The organism is Pseudomonas sp. RIT-To-2 (assembly GCF_029623465.1).
Classification (GTDB): domain Bacteria; phylum Pseudomonadota; class Gammaproteobacteria; order Pseudomonadales; family Pseudomonadaceae; genus Aquipseudomonas; species Aquipseudomonas silvicola.
The window spans coordinates 1-19,828 of sequence record NZ_JAPYKM010000059.1 but is presented as its reverse complement, the minus strand read 5'-3'; the positions used below and the strand labels follow the sequence as shown (position 1 = coordinate 19,828).

Below are 19,828 nucleotides of genomic sequence, written 5' to 3'. Positions count from 1 at the left end.
GGCGGGCCCCTTCCCGAGCTTCGCCCGGTCCCACAGGGTTGCCGTGGCCGCGTCGGCGATGCACGCGCCAGGCTCGCGCGTGCCGTTGTGGGACCGGGCGCCAGCTCGGGAAGCGGACAACGCGATCGACCTGGCGGGCCCCTTCCCGAGCTTCGCCCGGTCCTACACAGTTTCCACGGCCCAGCGACCGTGAGGCCGCGTCGGCGGCATGCGCGTTCGTGATGCGGCGAGGTCCGCTTGTGTCTACGGGCGGATCAGGGGGTAACGGTCGGTAGCCTGGCCATTGATGTACAACGGCCGGGTTTCGCCTGGGCGCAAAGTGACGGCCAGGGCTTGCCAGGCCGGGCGGAAATCGCCGCGCTGGGTAATGGTCAGGTCGATGCGCTGGCTATCACTGCGCAAGGTCCAATCCAGCCATAGCGCATGGCCTTGCTGCCAGCCATGGCTTTCCCCGTCGTCCTCGAACAACTGCCCACGCCCTTCCCCGACGCCCGGCGCGGCGAACAGCAGCAGTTCGCGCTGGTCATCCCGGGCGACATCCACTGCCGCGCAACGCGCCGACAACGGCAAGGCAGCCCCCGCGCGCACCAGCAACGGCAACCGGTCCAGCGGGGCGTCGAGCACCACCGTTTGCCCGCCCGCATGCCACTGGCCGCTGTGGTAGTCGTACCAGCCAAGTTCATTACGCGGCAGGTACACCGCGCGGGCAACCTCGCCCTGGCTCACCACACTGGCCACCAGCACATCACGGCCAAGCATGAAGTCGTCGGTTTCCTCGAACGTGCGCTCATCGTGCTCATGGTCCAGAAAGGTCGGGCGCAGAATCGGCTCGTCATCGGCGCTGGCCTGCCACAACAGCGTGTAGAAGTACGGCAGCCACCGGTAGCGCAGGTTGATCGCGGCGCGAATCGCCGGTGTCACCTGGGCATGCATCCACGGCTCGTTGACGCTGTGGTCATCGTTCCAGGAATGGATGGTGAAACGCGGGTGCATCACGCCATTCTGCACCCAGCGCACGAACAGTTCCGCGTCGGGCCTGGCACCGCTGAACCCGCCAACGTCATGGCCGATGTTGTACAAGCCCGACAGGCTCATGCCCAGGCCCATGCGCGTGTTGTAGCGCAGGGTCTGCCAACTGGTGCGGTTGTCGCCACTCCAGGTTTGCACGTAACGCTGCATGCCTGCGCAACCTGAACGGGAAATCAGGTACGGGCGCTTGTGCGGGGCGAAACGCTGCTGGGCCTGCATGGACGCGCGCATCATCAGCAACGGCATCACCGGGCGAATGAGCTTGATGGCGATGGGGCGCCCAAAACCGTGGCAGCGGGCGTCGCCGTCCCACACCTCGTACTCGTTGTTGTCGTTCCAGGTCGAGTCGATGCCCAGTTCCAGCAACTGCTCGGTGACATTGGCCTGCCACCAGGCGATGGTCGCGGGGTTGGTGAAGTCCAGGTGCGAACCTTCGTCGTCCCAGAACACCGAGCGCTCCGGCAGGTCACCTTCGGAGTCGCCAATGAACAGGCCCTGCTCGGCCACGCGGGCGTACTGCGGGTGGTCTTGCAGCAAGCACGGCTTGATGTTGGCCGCCAACTTCAACCCGGCAGCGTGAAAGGCATCGCTCAGTGCGCGGGGGTGCGGCACCTTGTCGTGGTTCCAGTGGAACACGTAGCGCTTGTCGCCAATGGAGGTGTACCCGGAAGACAACTGAAACGAGTCGCAGGGAATCTGGTGTTCGCGGCACAGCTCGATGAACTTCAGCAACTGCTGCTGGGCATCGGGGGCGTCGGTGTAATGCATGGTGGAGCCGCTGTAACCCAGGCTCCACTTGGGCCCGAACAGGGTCTTGCCGGTCAGGCGCACGAAGGCTTTGGTGACGTCGAGCACGCGCGGGCCCAGGAACAGGTAATAGTCCAGGTCCCCGGCCTGGGCTTCGTAGCGGCGATACGGCGCATGGTAGTTGTCCAGTTCGTTGCCCAGGTCCAGCCAACTGCTGCTGAGGTTGTCGTAGAACAGGCCGAAGCTGACGCCGGCGCGCCGGGTGATGGTGAACGGGATGTGCTTGTACAGCGGGTCGGTGCTCGCGGCGTTGTAGCCCATGGCATCGAGGTTGCGCATCTCGAAGCGGCGGCCACTGCGTTCCAGATCACCGGTTTTCTCCCCCAGGCCGTAGTAATGGTCGTCGGCTTGGCGGCGCTGGTAGTGCGCGACACCCTGCCCGCCCGCGCCCAGCCAATAGGCGCTGGTGGGACGGTCGTCGGCGAGCGGCTGCCAGGTGTCGTGTTCGTCACGGTACTCCCACTGCAACCACAACGGCTGGTGCACGGTTACCCGCAAGCGCTCGGTGGCCAGGGTCACGCCGTGTTCGTGCTGGTCGAAGGTAAACGGCGGCAAGCCGAACCCTTCCAGACTCTCGCGGGGCCGGCCTTCCCAGGGCACATCCTGGTCGGGCGCGATGGACCAGGTACGGTCCAGGGTCAGTTCCCCCTGGCGCTTGACCAGCACGCGGAACATCGAGGTTTCCAGCACGTACAGGCAGAACAGATGACGGCCATCGACCTTCAGGGCCACATGATGCGGGCCTCGGTGCTCCAGCGTCCAATGCTTCAGGGTTTTCATCAGTCAGTCCCGTATTTCAGGTGGCAGGGGTAGCGGTGACGGCGCGCGCGGTGCGGCGCTCGGCAATGAACAGCACCATGAACAGGCAACCCAGCAGGTCGAAGAAGCCCATGGCGATAAAGATCGGGTTGAAGCCGAAGGTGTCGGTGGTCAGGCCGATCACCAGAGAGAACAGGAAGCTGGCGATCCACGCGCACGAGCCGCGCATGCCGTTGACCGTGGCCATCTGGCTTTTGTCGAAGGTCTCGACCACCAGGGCGCTGAGCATGCAGGAGATGATCTGGTGGCCAAAACCGCCGATGGAGATCAGCGCGATGGCCACGTAAGGGTCGCGCGTCAGCGCCACGCCGGCCAGCGACAGCATCAGCACCGCGCCGCTGGCGGAACTGGCCACCACCGCGTTGACCCGCGCACAGCCGAACAGGCGGGTGTACAGGCGGGTCAGGTAACCGCTGGCGACACTGCCCAGGTCGGCGGCCAGAAAAGGCACCCAGGCAAACAAGGCGATCTGCTTGAGGTCCATGCCACGCTCGTTGGCCAGGTACAACGGCACCCAGAAACTCAGTACGGCCCACGCCGGCTCCGCCATGAACGCAGGTATCGCGATACCGTAGAAACGACGGTTACCGAGCACCGAGCGCAAGGTGGGCAGTAAAGGTTGGCGCGGCAGCTCCGGTTCCTGGTCCTGAAGAATCAGAGCGCGCTCGCTGTCGCTGAGCCGTCCGTGGCGCTGCGGCGCCTGGTACAGCCACCACCACAGCACCACCCAGGTGGCTGCCAGTACCCCGGAAAACATGAACGCACCACGCCAGCCGAAGGACACATGGGCCATCACGATGATGGGCGGCGCCAGCATGGCACCCACCGAAAAACCGACCCCGGCCCAACCGGCCGCTACCGGCCGTTCCTTGCGCGGGAACCACTCCCCCAGGGTCTTGGCGGTCGCGGGCGTGGCTGCCGCCTCGGCGCCGCCCATGAAGAAGCGCAGCAACGCCAGTTGCAACCAGGTACCGACCCCGGCATGCGCCATGCACACCACCGCCCACACCGTGGCGCAGAGCATGAAGCCGACCTTGAGGCCCACCACGTCGATGAGCCAGCCACACAACGGCTGGAAGAAGGTGTAAGCCAACTGAAACGCACCCACCACGTACGAGTACTGCTGGGTACTCATGCTCAGCTCGGTCTTGAGCTCCGGCGCCAGAATGCCCAGGGAATTGCGGGTGATGTAATTGACCGTCACCCCCAGCAGGAACAGGCCCAGCATCCACCAGCGCAGGTGCCTGACCGTGGCGCGAACGCCCACGGCTTCGCGAGTCACGCGTGTTTTCGTCGTCATGCGATTACCGATCACCCTGATTGTTTTTATTGGGAGGGGGGCGCTGTTCGGTGAGCCACCCCTTAGACATCATACAAGCCTGAAAGCAAGCACGGATGCCGGGTCGGACCAAAGCGCTATATCGCTATGAAACAGGAGGGAGAGCCATCGACAGATCCTTTGCTTTGCGGCCTAAGTTGTCGTACAAGTTAAAGGCACGGAAGGAGTGGCTGTCAATAGCAGAGCGTGGGGCGAGGGAGGTGAAGCGAAGGGGGCCTGATGTTGCGCGACACCTGGTAGCGGCCTGGCGGCCGCTACAGGGCGCGGGGAATGACTCAGCAGGTGCAGCACATCATCGGCATGCCGTTGCAGCTCATCATCATCGGCATGCTGCAGTCGTTCATCATTTTCATCATCAGCGCACAGCAGTTCTTCATCATGTCCATGGTCATGCCAGGCATTGGCATCATCTTGCAGGTCATGGTGTCGCCCATCACCTCGCATTCCATGACGCACTTCATCATCGGCATTGGCATGCCCATCATCGGCATCGGCATCATCATGCCCATGGGCATGGCGGCCTGGGACATCCACATCATCGACATGTTGCCGCAATGCATCATCATCGGCATGCCGCAGTTCATCATCATCTGCATCATTTCGCAGTTGTTGCGGAACATGGCCATGTCCATGCCGGCGGCAGGCTTCATGGTGCACATCATGCAATCTTCCATCATGTCGCAGGTCATGGTGGCCATCATCATCGGCATGCCCATCATTGGCATCATTGGCATGTTGGCGCTCATGGGCATCTGCATTGCGTTCATCATGGTGAAATCCTCTTTCAATTCGATAGGTGGGGAGAAGCTGGTGGGGGCGATTCTACGTATCGAACGGCCCTCGACAACGGTCCGGTAAAGCGCAAAAAACCGCTGCCAAGGCACGGTATAAGGCCCGTATAACAACCACGATAGACGCTATCACATGGATTAAGGCGCTATGACGTCACCTGTCGACGCTTTGTGATCCAAACCGAAACCATCGATATTCCGCCAGACGATTAGCTAATACCTTTCGGAAATATTCGGTCTAAGCAGGCCGCAATCTTTTGCGCTCCCCCGGTACCCGTGGTTGGCGCTGCAGCGTTTCCGGGGTCGAGCGCCGCCTGCGCGGCGCTTGATCTAACCATAGAACCACACGTTCCAAGCCCCACAGTGCCTTAGATATTTTCCGTGATATATTACGAAAAATATCTACCAGGAATGGATCTGCTCATGGCCAGGCACGCCACCCAACCACTCGACAAACAGGCCGTTACCCCGCGTTCAGGCAAGTCGCTGACTGAACAGGCGTACGCCGCCCTGCGCAGCCAGATCATCACCTGCCAGATGCCGCCTGGGCTGGAAGTGTCCGAGCAGGAGCTGTCCGAACGCCTGGAGATGAGCAAGACCCCTGTTCGCGAGGCGCTGATGCGCCTGTGCCTGGAAGGCCTGGTGGAGAGCTACCCGCGCCGGGGCTACCGGATTGCCCCGGTGACCATCAAGGCCATCAACGACTTGTTCCACATTCGCGCGGTGCTGGAAGGCGATGCCGCGGCGCTGGCCGCCCGCCATCTCAAGCCAGACGATTTCGCCGCGCTGGAAACCCTGGCCGATGCGTCCTACCGGCTGGAGGAAAACAAGAGCCGTGAAGATTTCGTCGACGCCAACCGCGAGTTTCACTTGGCCATCAGCCAGGCTTCTGGCAACCCGCGCCTGCATGCGCTGGTGGTCAGCCACCTGGAGGAAGGCGAGCGCTTCTTCCACCTGGGCGCCCAGGCCCGCGACATCAATTCCGAGACCAACCGCGAGCACAACGACCTGCTCGATGTACTGCGCTCAGGCGACCCCGATCAGGCCCGCGCCGTGATGAGCCAGCACATTGAAAGCACCCGCAAGGGCCTGCTGCAATCATTGATGGCCGCCGAATACCCGGACATTTCCCTATGACCACTACCGCCCTCTCACGCCACCAGGTACTGATCAGCGCCGCGCAACTGGCCGCCGAGCTGGCCAGCGCCCAGCCGCCAGTCGTGCTTGCCGTGCACAGCCCGGACACCGACAGCGTGGTGCCCCGCGCCGAGCGTCAACGCATCCCCACGGCGCAGGACAGTGACCTGGCCGAAGACTTCGCCGCCCCCGGTGGCGGCCGCCTGGGCTCGCGCCCCCTGCCCACCCTCGTCGAGCTGGAACAGAAGGCGCGCGCCTGGGGCATTGGCCACGGCAGCACCGTGGTGGTGTATGACCACGATGGTGGGCTGCAGGCGGCCCGCGCCTGGTGGACCCTGCGCTGGGCCGGTGTGGCCCGGGTACGCCTGCTCGATGGCGGCTTCGACGCCTGGCAAGCCGCCGGCCTGCCCACTGAAAACGTTGCCAGGCCGGCCCCCGCCCGGGGCGATGTCACCCTCAGCGCCGGCCACCTGGCGCAACTGACCGCCGCCCAAAGCCGCCTGCTGGCCCGCGACGGTGTACTGCTGGACACCCGCATCGCGCCCAACTACCAAGGCGGCCCCAGCGTGGCCGGGCAGCCACCGCGCGGGCACATTCCCGGGGCGCTCAACCTGCCGGCCACCGAGCTGCTGCAGGCCGACCGCACGTTCCTGGACAACGACGCCCTGCGCGCCCGCTTCCTCGCCCTGGGCGTGGATGGCACGCGCCCGGCGGGGGTGTACTGCGGCGCCGGTGTATCGGCCGCGCACGCCATTCTTGCGCTGGCCTGCATCGGTGTTCAGGCACCGCTGTACGTCGGTTCCTGGTCGGCCTGGAGCGCCGACCCCGAGCTACCTGTTGCCCAGGGCTCGCAGCCCGGCTAGGGGCTGAACCTTGCTGTACCACCCAACCCGCGCGGCAACCACGACGCGGGACGGGTTTCTGCGCCCAGATGACCCTACACAGGAAAAGGGAGCTTTTAAACGTTCCGTTGCACCTTTAGGGGAGTTACACCTTCATGAAGCCAACCGGCTCCGGTCTTTCCAGGACCACCACACTGGGCTTGCTGCTGTGCGCCATCAACACCCCGGCCGCGGCACTCGCCGCCCAGGCGAGCAGTGACGACAGCACCAGCAGCGCCGACACGCAACTGCAGAAAGTCGTGGTCACCGGCACCCGCCAGACCGGCCGCACCGTGGCCGAGTCCCTGGCGCCGATCCAGGTCATTTCCAGCAAGGAGCTGCAGTCCAGCGGCTACTCGGACATTGGCAGCGCACTGAGCGCGCTGCTGCCCGCGGTGACCTTCCCGCGCTTCAACCAGGGCGCCGCCGGCCTGCAGCGGCCGTTCATCCTGCGCGGGCTGTCGCCCAACCAGGTGGTGGTGCTGGTGGACGGGGTGCGTTACCACACCTCCGCCACCGTCAACCTCAACAGTGACCTGGCCCGCGGCTCGGCGCCTGTTGACGTGGCGTCGATCCCGACGTCGGCCATTGACCACATCGAGGTACTCACCGACGGCGCCTCGGCCCAGTACGGCTCCGACGCCATCGCCGGGGTGGTCAACATCATCCTCAAGCACGGTGCCACTCCTGGCGCCAACACTATCGAAGCCGAGTTCGGCAAGACCAAGGAAGGCGACGGTATCCACCGCAGCCTGGCAGGCAGCTACGGCCTGGACATCGGCACCGACGAACACCCCGGCTGGGCACGGCTCTCGTTCAATGCGGCGAACCTCGACGGCACCAACCGCGCCCAGTTCGGCGACCAGAACGCCCAGACCGCGGCGGCCGATGGCGGCTATGCCTACCAGAACCGCGGCGACTCACCGGAAACCGACTACCAGGGCGCGCTGAACTTCCAGTACCAGCTGTCCCCGGACATCACCACTTACGGGAACGTGATTCTGGGCCAGCGTGAAGAAACCACCTACGGTAACTACCGCACCCAGAACAACAGCCGCAACATCAAGGCCATCTACCCCAACGGCTACCTGCCCGAACAGGTGGTGACCAGCAACGACCTGCAGACCACCCTGGGCTTCAAGGGCCACAACGCCGCCGACTGGGACTGGAAAACCTACGCCAGCTACGGCGAGAACGAGGTAAAACTCAACGCCTGGAACACCCTCAACGTTTCCTACTACAACAGTTACGGCTACAGCCCTACCCACTTCTACCTGGGTAAATACACCTCCACCGACGCCCAGGTGGGCACCGAATGGAGCAAGGAATTCAAGCTGGGCTTTCTGCCCAACCCGTTGTCCTTTACCTGGGGCGCCGGCGTGCACCGCGAGGGCTACAAGATCGGGGCCGGCGAGCCGTCGTCCTATTACGCGCTCAACGGCTCGGCGGCCGGTGCGCAGATCCGCACCGGTACCACCCCGGACCAGACCGGCAGTTGGAGCCGCGACAGCCTGAACACCTTCGTGGACCTGGAAACCGACCTCACCGACAAGCTGTCCGTAGGGCTGGCGGGGCGTTACGAGGACTACAACGAAGGCGTGGGTTCCACCTCTTCGGGCAAGCTCTCGCTGCGCTACCAGTTGACCAATACCCTGGCCCTGCGCGGCACCCTGTCCAATGGTTTCCGCGCACCGTCCCTGGCTCAACAGCATTACCAGTCCATCAACACCAGCATCGTCAACCAGCAGTTGACCCAGTCGGGCACCTACGCGGTGGACAGCGCCGCCGCGCGCGCCCTGGGCGCACAGGACCTGAAGCCGGAGAAATCCAATAACCTGAGCCTGGGCCTGGTGTGGTCGCCGACCAAGGACTGGGACCTGACCGTCGACGCTTACCAGATCACCATCGACAACCAGATCCTGTATTCCGACAAGATCCTGATGCCTACCGGTTCCGCCCTGTCCGACTACTTCAACGGTACCGTGCCGGGCCAGCAGGTGACCGCCGCGCAGTTCTTCGTCAACGCGGCCAAGACCCAGACCCGCGGCATCGACCTGGTCAGCAGCCACCGTTTCGACCTGCAGGAATTCGGCAAGCTGAACCTGTCGGCCAGCGCCAACTACAACAAGACCCGGGTGCTGTCGATCAACAACAGCAACAGTGTGCTCAGCCAGTACTCGCCCTCGTCCCAGCTGTTCGGGCCGGGTAGCCAGAGCCTGCTGACCGACGCCACACCACGCACCAAGTACTCGCTGACCGCCGACTGGAGCTACGACCGCTGGAGCGTGATGGTCAACCAGACTCGCTATGGCGCCGTGACCCGCTCGCCCTCCTCCTACCCCTACGCGGCCGGGATCGAGCCACAGCGCTATGCCGCACGCTGGATCACCAACGCGTCGGTCAGCTACCGCCTGGGCAACTGGACCCTCACCGCCGGTGCCGACAACCTGTTCGACCAGTACCCCAGCAAAGTCAAATCCAGCAACGACCAGTACCTGCGCAACGAGCTACCCTACGACACCGGCCTGTCGCCCTACGGCGCCAATGGTGCGTTCTACTACACCAAGCTGAACTACACGTTCTGACCCCACCGGGGGTGGTGGCCAAGCCGCCGCCCCCGCCGACGAGATTGCCCGCATGACTCACGATTTTGACCGCCTGTGGGACCGCCACCACACCGGTAGCCGCAAATGGGCGCAGTACGGTCCGCAGGTGCTGCCCCTGTGGCTGGCCGATATGGACTTCGCCGTGGCGCCAGCCATTGTCCAGGCCCTGGGCGAACGCCTGCAGCATCCGCTGCTGGGCTACAGCGTGGCCCAGGACGAGCTGCGCCAGACCCTGGTTCGCCACATGGCCCAGGCCTATGACTGGACCATCGACGCCCAGGACCTGGTGTTCCTGCCTGGCGTCGAACCCGGCATCAGCATGGCCCTCAAGGGCCTGGTGGCTCCGGGCGCGGGGGTGGTGGTGCAAACCCCCAACCATCAGCCACTGCTGTCGTCCCCCGGGTATTGGCAACAGACGCCGGTGCAACTGCCATTCGAAGCCGACGGTAGCGTCGACCCGGCGCGCCTGGCCAGCGCCACCCGCGGCGCCGGCGCGCTCCTGCTGAGCAATCCGCACAACCCGCTGGGCAAGGTCTTCGAGCGCGATGAGTTGCACGCCATCGCCGACGCCTGCGTGGCCAACGACCTGCTGCTGATCAGCGACGAGATCCATGCCGACATCCTCTTCGACGGCCGTCGGCATACCCCCATCGCCGCCCTGGGGCCGCAGATCGCCCGGCGCACGGTCACCCTGATGTCAGCCAGCAAGGCCTACAACATTGCCGGGCTGAAGACCGCTTTCGCGATCATCCAGAACCCCGAGCTGCGCCAGCGCTTCAACGCCAGCCGCCAAGGCATGGTCGACAGCGTCAACGTGCTGGGCCTGGTGGCCACCCAGGCCGCCTACGCCCAGGCCGGCGACTGGTTGCAACAGGCCAATGCCTACCTGCAAGGCAACCGTGACTTCCTCGTCGCACAACTGGCCCGGCGCTTTCCCGGCATCCACTTGCACAGCCCCCAGGGCACCTTCCTGGCCTGGCTCGATTGCCGGGCGCTGGAGCTGGGTAACCCCCAGCAGTTCTTCCTGCAGCAGGCCAAGGTTGCCCTCAGTGACGGCCGGGACTTCGGCCCAGCCGGCGCTGGCTTCGTGCGGCTGAATTTCGGCTGCCCGCGGGCCCTGCTCGCCGAGGGCCTGGACCGCCTGCAGGCCAGCCTGCAGGGCCGCTGAATGAAAGCCCCTGCCCCGTTGCTGCAGGTCAGCGACCTGCACACCTGCTTCCACAGCCGTCGCGGTCCCCTCACCGTGGTGGCCGGGGTCGACCTGGCCGTATACCCCGGCGAAGTGGTGGCGCTGCTGGGTGAGTCCGGCTGCGGCAAGAGCGCCACTGCCTTGTCGCTGATGGGCCTGATCCCACCCCGAAGCGGCCAGGTGAGCCAGGGCCAGATCCTGTTCAATGGCCAGGATTTGCGCCAACTGCGCCGTCGCCAGCTCGACGAGGTGCGCGGCCGCGACCTGGCGATGATTTTTCAGGACCCCATGAGCGCCCTCAACCCGGTGCTTAGCATCGGCCGGCAACTGCGCGAAACCCTGTGCCGGCACCTGCCGCTGGATGCCCGGGAGGCCGAACAGGAGGCTTTGCGCTTGCTCGCGGAGGTGGGCATTCCCCACCCCGCCGATTGCCTCAAGGCCTACCCTCACCAATTGTCCGGCGGCCTGTGCCAGCGGGTAATGATCGCCATGGCCGTCAGTTGCAATCCGCGCCTGCTGATCGCCGATGAGCCCACCACCGCCCTGGACGTGACCGTGCAGCGCCAGGTCATGCACCTGCTGGACGGCCTGCGCCGGCGCCGGGCCATGGCGTTGCTGTTGATTACCCATGACCTGGGGGTGGTGGCCCAGTATGCCGACCGGGCCCTGGTGATGTACCTGGGCCAAGTGGTTGAACAGGGCCCGGTGCAACGTCTGTTCGAACGCCCGGCCCACCCCTACACCCGTGCCCTGCTGGCGTCGATGCCCGACATCGATGCCAGCCCCGCACGCCTCCCGGGCCTGGCCGGGCAGGTGCCCGACCTGCACCAGCGCCCGGTGGGCTGCGCCTTCGCCGCGCGCTGCGGCCACGCCGATGACCGCTGTCGGGCCGAACGCCCGGCGCTGGCCGCGCTGACGGCCACGCGCCAGGTGCGCTGCTGGCACCCCTTGACCGAGTCCGCCTGATGAGCAATCCCCCCTTGTTGCAGGTCCGCGACCTGCGTAAACACTACACGCGCCCAAGCCGTGGCTGGCTGGCGCCGCCCGTGCACCACCGGGTGGTCGACGGCCTGGACTTCGACCTGGGGGCCGGCGAGACCCTGGGCCTGGTGGGCGAGTCAGGGTGTGGCAAATCCACCACCGGCAAACTGGTGATGCGCCTCACACCCGCCAATGGCGGCCAGGTACGCCTGGACGGCGTCGACCTGCTGGGCCTTCCACTGAAACAGTTCAACGCCTGGCGCCCGCAGTTGCAGATGGTGTTCCAGGACCCCGGCGGTTCGCTGAATCCGGTCTATACCGTAGCCCAGTCCCTGGAAGAACCACTCAAGGTGCATGCTCCGCACCTGAGCGCCAGCGATCGCCGCGACCGGGTGGCCGAGTTGCTGCAGCAGGTAGGCCTGGCCAGCAGCCACGGGCTACGCTACCCCCATGAGTTTTCCGGTGGCCAGCGCCAACGCATCGCCATTGCCCGCGCCCTGGCCCTGCAACCGCGACTGATCGTGGCCGATGAGCCCGTGTCGGCACTGGATGTGTCGGTACAGGCCCAGGTGCTCAACCTCATGCAGGACCTCAAGGAACGCTACGGCCTGGCCTACCTGTTCATCGCCCACGACCTGGCGGTGGTACGGCACATGAGCCAGCGGGTCGCGGTGATGTACCGCGGCCGTATCGTCGAGAGCGCCCCGTGCGAGGCGTTGTACCGCACGCCCCTGCACCCCTATACCCGCTTGCTGCTGGAGTCGGTGCCCCGGCTGCGGGGAACGCCGACCACCGCCGTCGTGGCGATGCCCCAGGTACCGAGCGGGCCGGATGCCTGCGCCTTTCACGACCGCTGCCCACGGCGCACCGCCCGCTGCGCCGAAGCCGCCCCGCTACTGCGCGAGGCAGCGCCGGGCCATAGCGTGGCGTGCCACCACCTGTGATCAGCCGGCGTTGACCACCACGCGGAAACCGTTGCCACGCCAGTAACCCTCAGGTTCCAGGCTGCCACGGTAGGTGCAGCAGGCCTTCCACGCCGGGCTGGAGAAACAGCCGCCGCGCAGTACCCGGCGCACCTCGGCCGGGGCGTCCGGGGCTTCGCGGCCATCTTCCGCGTAGGGGTAGGCAAACCGGGGCGTGGCCATGTCCTCGCCCCACAACGTGGTAGTCCATTCCCAGACCTGCCCGCACAAGTCATCGCAGCCCCACGGCGAACGGCCAGCGGGGAACAGCCCCACCGCGCAAGTATCGTTGAGCGCCGCTTCTTCGCCATTGCCATGGTCGGGTGCCCAAGGGCCAGCCCAGGGATAGACATCGGCCTCTACCGACTCGGGCTGCGGGCCGCGGGCCGCGTATTCCCACTGCGGCTCACTGGGCAGGCACACCGTGTCGGTGGCAGCGATACGCCCTTGCCCCCGCCACTGCGCCGTCAACCAGGCGCAGTAGGCCATGGCGTCATGCCAGGTCAGGTCGACGGCCGGGGCATTGGCGCGCTCAGGCAAGCGGCCCTGCTCGCTGCGCCAGGGGCGGCCGGTGGCGGCGACAAAAGCCAGGTAATCCCGGTTGCACACCGGGTAGCGGCCGATCCTGTACGCGGCCATGGGCATCTGGCTCACCGGAGCCGAGTTGGCATGGCGCAGCGAGCCCAGGGTCAGGGTGCCCGCGGGCACTTCTACCAGTGCCTGCAAGTTGCGTGGGTCGCCCCAGCGCGCCAGCCATTGGGCAGCACTGACCCGCGACGCCAGGGGCTCGCGAGCGGTTTCAACCACGGCCCGCAGCGCTGCCAGCAGCGTCTGGCGCGCAGCTGCCGAGGGTGCTGGCACCTGCTGGTGCAAAGCGCAGGCCAGCAACACCCCGGCCGCGCCGGCCGCAGGCAAGGCGCTGATCAGGTCATCAACCGGCACACCGGCCCTCAACCGCTCCAGGCCCAGATACAGCAGCGGCTCGGCCCAGCGCTGTGGTTCGCGGCGCAGGTGTGCGGCCAACACCTGGCCATCAGCCTCACGCCACCGCCCCACCGAGAGCAGGTCCTGAACGTAGCGGCTGCGCAGCAGGGTGGTATCGCCAGCGGCCTGGGCGCCGCGTTCGGCCAGAACCAGTTCGCCAGACGCGTCGCCCACCCCCAGCGCCAGGGCAAACGCTGCGGGCCGCGACAGCAGAGGGGCGTCGCCGCGGGCCGCGAAGGATTCGGCCAGGGCCGGCCAGCGCTGGGCGATGAACGCCCGGCGCTGCTCGGTCTGCAATGGCAACAACCCGTGCCGTTGCCACTGCGCCGCCAACCCCCACTCGCGGCACGGCTCGCTGCGGCCCAGCAACAGCATGCGTAGCCGCGGGAAAACCATCACATAAGGGGCTGCCTGGGTGAAGAACGCCTCGGCATGCCAATGTTCTGCACCGTCGATGATCAAGGTAACGGTGTACCCGGCCTCCAGGGCCGCCAGCGCCAGGCCACCCTCCTCGGCCAGCAGGCTGCTCAGCGTCACGGGGGCAGTGACCTGGTGGTACACCGGCAACACCGCCTCATCCCTCGCCAGATGGCTGAGCAGATGCCGGGCGAGGGTGCTCTTGCCACTCCCGGCCGGGCCGTGCAACAGCAACAGCGGCGCCTCGTCCACCAGTTGCGCGGCGCTGAAGTACACCGGCGGGGTCTTCTGCTGGTCGGCGACGAACGCGCGCAAGCCCTTGGCCGCGCGGTCCTCATGGGTGTAGTCGAGCAGCAGCGGTACGTACCCGTCGGCCAGCGCCACCGGCTGCCCCGCTACCCGGTAAAGCGCCTCGTCAGCGCCCCGTGCCTGGCAGCGCGCGCGCCACAGGCCCAGCCGTTGAGCCAGGTTCATCGGAACAGCTCGGCCACGGCCGGGTTGTGAAAGCGCTGGATCTCCAGGGCATACCCAGCCGGGTCCTCAAAGAAGAAATGCTCACAGTACGTACCTCGCAGGATCGGCGACAACCCCGCCACGCCCTTGGCCTGCAAGCGCTGGTGCCAGCCTTCGACATCCTCGTCCACCAGGGTCAGCAATACTGCGCTGCGGGGTTGAGCCTTGAGGTGGCCACGCTGGCCGTCGACGATGCCGAAGTAGCTGTGCTCGCCCAGGCGGTAGATGCGGGCCACGCCCTGGTCCAGCACCAGCTCCAGGCCCAGCACCTGCTCGTAGAACTGGCTGATGGGCGCAAGGTCGTCGTAGTAGAAAAAGGTGATCGGGTAACGCGATGCCATGGTCGTCAACTCGTGTGCGGGAAGGGTTGGTCAGGGGTGAATCAGCAGGTCGCCCTTGGCCCCCAGGGCCAGGCCAGGCAAGCCTGGGCGAACCCCGGCCACCACCACCGGGTGGAACAGGTACAGCCACGGCGGGTTGTGGTTCAGGCGGCGCAGGCACTGGCCGTAGGCCTGGGCACGCAGCCGCGCATCCAGGCACTGGTTGGCCTTGAGGATCAGGGGTTCGAGGGCCGGATCGTGGTAGCCCTGCCACCAACTGCCGCGCACCTGGCTGGAAATCTTGTCGTTGAGCACCCGGAAAGTGCTGTGGGGCGAGGAGTCGAAGATAGCCACGTCGCCCATCTGCTTGCGGCCGACCTGACGGGCGTACTCGGGGCGGTCGGTCTGAACCTCGATGCGCCCGCGCAGGCCCACGGCCTGCAAGGCGTGCAGCACCTGTTCGGTGATCTGCAGGGCTTTTTCCGGCATGTATTCGGGGCTGCGCAACACGATCTCGGCGTTGCCGCCCACCTGGTCGAGCAAGGCCCGGGCCTTGGCCGGGTCATGGCTGATGGGCGCGATGCCGGCCTCGACGAAGCCGTTGTGCCAGGGGCTGACCACCGTGGCGGCCGGCTGGCCCAGGCCCTGGAACAGATCATCGATGATCGCCTGCGCGTTGACCGCGTGGTTCACCGCCAGCCTTGCCAGGGGGTGCTGGAACAAGCCGTCCGCGGCGTTCAGGTACTGCATCACCGACAGCGTATTGAGCTGGCGCAGCCAGGTCCAGGGCGCCCGGAAGTCCAAGGGCCGCTCACAGCGTTCCAGGTGGGTGGCGACGTCCACATCGCCTGTGGTCAGCCATTCATGGCGGGCCTGGGCGTCGGCGCAGGCGCGCAGTACCAGATACCGAGGCCCCTCGCCCGCGGCCACCCGTTGCAGGCATGCCTGCTGGCCGGCGGTGAACGCCGTGACCCGGTAAGGCCCGGTGCCCAGCACCGGTGCCTGCTGCTCATCGAAGCGGCAAATGAAGAACTCCGAGAATATCTCCAGAATATCCGCCACCGGCGTCTCGCACTGCATGCCCAGGGTGGTATCGCCCAAGGCGCTGAACCGAACCTCGCTCAGGTAGCGGGCATACGCCCAGGGCATGCCGAAGGTATCGGTGGACTGCAGGATACCCTCGATGAAGGCCAGGATATGCTCGGCGCGGCAGGCCACGCCGTCGTGAAACCGCGCACCTGGGCGAATCTCGAAACGCCACTGACGGCCATCCGCCGATACCTGCCAACTGCCCAGCAGGCCGGGCGCCACCTGCCCGTTCTGCCAGCGGCACAGTGGCTCCATCACCAGGTTCTTCAGGGTCAGGATGCTGGTGTCGTCGGTGACACGGTGGGGTGGGAAGAAATCGACCTTTTCCAGGGCAATGGTCAGGGTCTCGGGGGCGGAACGTGCACTCATCGTGAACTCCGTGTCTTGGGGTTCGACCAGCTGGCCAGGGCGTCGCCGATCAGGTTGAAAGCCAGCACCGTGGCCAGGATTGCCAGCCCCGGCGCCAGGGCGATCCACGGCGAGCGGTCGAGGTATTGCAGGTTGGCGGCCAGGTCCGCACCCCATTCGGCCTGCGGTGCCTGGGCGCCCAGGCCCAGGTAGCCGAGGCTGGCGGTCTGCAGGATGGCGCTGCCCACGGCCAGGGATGCCTGCACCAACAGCGGCCCCAGGCCATTGCGCACCACGTAGTGCCAGAGAATGTGAGGGTGAGGCAGGCCCATGGAGATCGCCGCGTCCACATAGGGCCGCGCACTGATGCTCAGCGCCTGGCCGCGCGCCACCCGGGCGAAACCGGGGGCCAGGCTAATGGCCACGGCCAGCATGGCATTGACCAGGCTGGGGCCCAGGCAGGCGGCCAGGGCAATGGCCAGCACCAGCGAAGGGAACGACAGCAGCGCATCCACCAGGCGCATCATCAGCGCGTCAACCCAGCCACCGCAGTAGCCGGACAGGGTGCCGAACGTGGCGCCCACGGTGAACGCCAGGGCCACCACCGCGCAGCCGACCGCCAGGGTATAGCGCCCGCCGTACAGCAAGCGACTGAGCACATCGCGGCCAAACAGGTCGGTGCCCAGCCAGTGCCGGGCGTCGGGGGCGACGAAGCGCTCGCTGACCGCCAGGGTATTGGGCCCGTAGGCCAGCCACAGCGGCACCACGGCGATGCCGACGAGAATGGCCAGCAGCATCAGCGCCCCGGCGACCGCCAGGCGGTTGGTGCGGGCAAAGTAAACCAGTTCGTGCATCAGTGCCCCCTGTGGCGCAAGCGCGGGTCCGCCACGCCGTAAAGCAGGTCGACCAGCAACGACACCAGCATGTACAGCAACGCGAACACCAGGGTGGTGCCCTGCAGCACCGGGTAGTCGCGGTTATGAATGGCATCGAGCATGAAGCGCCCTACCCCCGGCCAGGCGAACACGGTCTCGGTGAGGATGGCGCCGCCGAGCATGTCGGCGAAATGCAGGCCTATGACGGTAATGGCCGGCAGCAAGGCGTTGCGCAGGGCATGCACGCCCACCACCCGCCATTCGCCCAGGCCCTTGGCCCGCGCGGTACGCACGAAAGGTTCGCCCAGTGCTTCGAGCAGGCTGTTGCGCACATAGCGCGCCACCACCGCGGCCAGGAACGAGCCCAGCACCAGGGTGGGCATCAGCAGGTGCAGGCAGGCGTCCCAGGCCGCGGCAGGCTGGCCAGCCAGAAGGAAGTCGACCGTGGCCAGGCCGGTGACCGGCTCGGTGATGTAATAAGGGCTGGTGCGCCCTGAAATGGGCAGCCAGCCCAAGTGAATGCTGAACAGTGTCTGCAGCATCAGCGCCAGCACGAAGGCTGGCATCGACACGCCCGCCAACGACAGCACGCGCAAGGCCTGGTCCAGCAGGCTGTCGACCCGCATGGCGGCCACCATCCCCATGGGGATCCCCACCAGTAGCGCCAGCAGCGTGGCCAGCACGGTCAACTCCAGGGTAGCCGGCAGACGCCGGGCGACCTCGGTCAGCACGGGCTGCCCGGTCTTCAACGACATGCCCAGGTCACCGTGCGCCAGGCGCCCCAGGTAGGCGCCGAATTGCACGTACAGCGGCTGGTCCAGCTGCAACTGGCTGCGCAGTGCGCTGATCTGCTGCTCGCTGGCATCGGGCCCCAGCAGCGCCACGGCGGGGTCGCCAGGCAGGTTGCGGGCCAGGGTGAAGATCATCAGCAGCACCAGCACCAGCACTGGCACGGCGGTCAACAGGCGACGGCCGAGAAAACTGTTCACGGTGCGGGGCCCTCCTTGTACACCGACCAGTACTCGACCAGCGGCGGTGCGCTGTTGAGCGCCAGGCCCTGCACCTGGGGGCGCTTGAACAGGATGAGGTTGTTGCTGAACAGGTACACTGCCGGCACCCGCGCCATCAGCTGCTGCTGCAGCTGGCTGTACAGCTGCTTGCGCAGGCTGGCGTCGGCAACGCTGCGGGCCTGCACGATCAGGCCATCCAGCGCCGGGTCGGGCGGCATGCGAAATGTCATGGCCGAGCGCGCCAGGCTCGACAGATAGCCCTGGGTAATATGGGCATCGGGGTCGTTGTACCAGGGCTGGCGACCGTCCAGCGCGATATCGAAATGACCGGCCACGTGACGGGCGCGCAACAGCGAGAACTCGCTCTGCTCGATGCGCACGTCAATGCCCACTTCAGCGAAGTTGGCCTGCAGGAAGGTGGCAACGCTGGTCCACATCGCGCCCTGGAAACCATACAGGGTCAACTTCAGCCTGCCCGGCGGGTAACCCGCTTCGGCCAGCAGTTGCCGGGCCTTGGCCGGGTCATGGTGAAAGGCCGTGGCCTGCATGGCTGGGTCGAACGCCCAACTGGCCGTGGGCAGCGGCCCGTACACACGCTCCACGACACCACCGAGAATGCCATTGACCAGGCCGTCGTAGTCCACCGCCCAGGCCATGGCCTGGCGCACCCGCAGGTCGTGCACGGGGCTGTCAGGGTTGTCGTTGTTGAAGTCCAGTTGGCGGATGATCTGGCTGCGCGCCTGCACGACCTGCACTTTGTGGTCTTCGGCGAAGGCCTGGATGTCATCCGTGGGAATGGTGGCGAGTTGGCTGATGGGTGGGCTGACATCGACCCCGCCGTAGCGCAATTCCAGGCGCCGGGTGGAGGCATCGGGAATGACCCGGTAGACGAGCCGCTGCAAGCGCGCAGGGCCGCGGAAGTAGTCGTCGTTACGTTCCAGGATCAACTCGTTGTCCGGGCTGTAGCGGCGCAGCCGGAAGGCCCCGGTACCGCTGGGCTGCTGGCCCGGACGCAGGCCGGCGACCTTGACGATCGCCGCCTGGGGCTGGGCCAGCAGCGCCGCGAAGGTGGGCATGGGTTCAGCCAGGTCAATGCGCAGGGTCAGCGGGCCGGTCACTTCGATACGCTGAATGGCCCTGAAGCTGGCGGCCAGGAACGGGTTGAGCCGCGCGGCCCGGTTCAGGGACTGTTGCACCGCCTGTGCGTCCAGCGCCGTGCCGTCCTGAAACCGCACGCCGGGGCGCAGGGTCAGGCTCAGTTGACGGCCATCGGCGCTCAGCGCCCACTGGCTGGCCAGCCGGCCTTCCAGATGATCGAACGCCGGCGGCGCCCACGCCAGCAGAGTATCGAACAGGTTGAGGATGACTTCACTGCCTACAGGTTCCGCCTTGTTGGTGGCCGGATCCAGCCCCACCGGGTCGGAGGGCACGGCTATGACCAGAGTCTGCAGTTGCGCCTTATCGTCCGGGGCCTGGCAGGAGGCCAGACATAGCAAGGCAAGAAATAACGCTAGACGGCGCAAGCAGAGAACCTCGGAAGGCGTGATATTCCTTGTAATATATCAGTGGGTGTGTGTGAAGGTTAAAGAGCAATAAGTGCTTAAGTTATAACGGAAATGGTTTTTTTGGGGGGGGTGCATGGCTTGATTGTTCTGGCACCCTTGAGACCGAGCGCCGCCCGCGCGGCGCTTCGCGAGCAAGGGCTCGGCGCCCCCCTCGCTCCCACATCTG

Annotated in this window: 15 protein-coding genes; 6 read left to right on the top strand and 9 right to left on the bottom strand. The window is 66.1% G+C overall.

Annotation, left to right across the window (positions count from 1 at the left end; all coding sequences use genetic code 11):
• Positions 1-243 precede the first annotated feature (243 nt).
• The 3 genes from QBK88_RS29350 to QBK88_RS29340 form a co-directional block, all read right to left on the bottom strand.
• Positions 244-2,616 (bottom strand): glycoside hydrolase family 31 protein, encoded by a 2,373-nt coding sequence (locus QBK88_RS29350; protein ID WP_277964830.1) that lies wholly within the window; start codon positions 2,614-2,616, stop codon positions 244-246.
• Positions 2,617-2,632: 16 nt separating this feature from the next.
• Positions 2,633-3,955 (bottom strand): MFS transporter, encoded by a 1,323-nt coding sequence (locus tag QBK88_RS29345; RefSeq protein WP_277964829.1) that lies wholly within the window; start codon positions 3,953-3,955, stop codon positions 2,633-2,635.
• Positions 3,956-4,269: 314 nt separating this feature from the next.
• Positions 4,270-4,764 carry a hypothetical protein gene (locus QBK88_RS29340; RefSeq protein WP_277964828.1) on the bottom strand — a complete coding sequence of 165 codons (495 nt, stop codon included), beginning with the start codon at positions 4,762-4,764 and terminating at the stop codon, positions 4,270-4,272.
• Between the two features lie 444 nt (positions 4,765-5,208).
• On the opposite strand from QBK88_RS29340, the gene QBK88_RS29335 reads away from it, so the two are divergent.
• From QBK88_RS29335 to QBK88_RS29310, 6 genes are all read left to right on the top strand, one after another.
• Positions 5,209-5,922 (top strand): GntR family transcriptional regulator, encoded by a 714-nt coding sequence (locus QBK88_RS29335; protein ID WP_277964827.1) that lies wholly within the window; start codon positions 5,209-5,211, stop codon positions 5,920-5,922.
• Positions 5,919-6,785, top strand: a complete 867-nt coding sequence (locus QBK88_RS29330; protein ID WP_277964826.1) for a sulfurtransferase — start codon at positions 5,919-5,921, stop codon at positions 6,783-6,785. Before QBK88_RS29335 ends, QBK88_RS29330 begins: the two co-directional genes overlap by 4 nt.
• A 134-nt stretch (positions 6,786-6,919) precedes the next feature.
• Positions 6,920-9,388: a TonB-dependent receptor gene (locus QBK88_RS29325; RefSeq protein WP_277964825.1), complete on the top strand. Its 2,469-nt coding sequence runs from the start codon at positions 6,920-6,922 to the stop codon at positions 9,386-9,388.
• A 52-nt stretch (positions 9,389-9,440) separates the two neighbouring features.
• On the top strand, positions 9,441-10,577 hold the full coding sequence (locus QBK88_RS29320) for a PatB family C-S lyase (protein WP_277964824.1): 1,137 nt from the start codon (positions 9,441-9,443) through the stop codon (positions 10,575-10,577).
• Positions 10,578-11,564, top strand: a complete 987-nt coding sequence (locus QBK88_RS29315) for an ABC transporter ATP-binding protein (RefSeq protein WP_277964823.1) — start codon at positions 10,578-10,580, stop codon at positions 11,562-11,564. It begins immediately after the preceding gene.
• Entirely contained in the window at positions 11,564-12,523 is a 960-nt protein-coding gene (locus QBK88_RS29310; RefSeq protein ID WP_277964822.1) for an oligopeptide/dipeptide ABC transporter ATP-binding protein, read from the top strand. Before QBK88_RS29315 ends, QBK88_RS29310 begins: the two co-directional genes overlap by 1 nt.
• Here QBK88_RS29310 and QBK88_RS29305 read toward each other — a convergent pair whose 3' ends face one another.
• The 6 genes from QBK88_RS29305 to QBK88_RS29280 are packed head-to-tail and all read right to left on the bottom strand — an operon-like array spanning position 12,524 to position 19,527.
• Positions 12,524-14,416 (bottom strand): SUMF1/EgtB/PvdO family nonheme iron enzyme, encoded by a 1,893-nt coding sequence (locus QBK88_RS29305; RefSeq protein ID WP_277964821.1) that lies wholly within the window; start codon positions 14,414-14,416, stop codon positions 12,524-12,526.
• Positions 14,413-14,796, bottom strand: a complete 384-nt coding sequence (locus QBK88_RS29300) for a VOC family protein (protein WP_176571386.1) — start codon at positions 14,794-14,796, stop codon at positions 14,413-14,415. The genes QBK88_RS29305 and QBK88_RS29300 overlap by 4 nt, the downstream gene beginning before the upstream one ends.
• Before the next feature lie 30 nt (positions 14,797-14,826).
• Entirely contained in the window at positions 14,827-16,233 is a 1,407-nt protein-coding gene (locus QBK88_RS29295; RefSeq protein ID WP_277964820.1) for an ABC transporter substrate-binding protein, read from the bottom strand.
• Entirely contained in the window at positions 16,230-17,066 is an 837-nt protein-coding gene (locus QBK88_RS29290) for an ABC transporter permease (RefSeq protein WP_277964819.1), read from the bottom strand. The genes QBK88_RS29295 and QBK88_RS29290 overlap by 4 nt, the downstream gene beginning before the upstream one ends.
• On the bottom strand, positions 17,066-18,076 hold the full coding sequence (locus tag QBK88_RS29285) for an ABC transporter permease (protein WP_277964818.1): 1,011 nt from the start codon (positions 18,074-18,076) through the stop codon (positions 17,066-17,068). Before QBK88_RS29285 ends, QBK88_RS29290 begins: the two co-directional genes overlap by 1 nt.
• Positions 18,073-19,527 (bottom strand): ABC transporter substrate-binding protein, encoded by a 1,455-nt coding sequence (locus QBK88_RS29280; protein WP_277964817.1) that lies wholly within the window; start codon positions 19,525-19,527, stop codon positions 18,073-18,075. Before QBK88_RS29280 ends, QBK88_RS29285 begins: the two co-directional genes overlap by 4 nt.
• Positions 19,528-19,828: the final 301 nt, after the last annotated feature.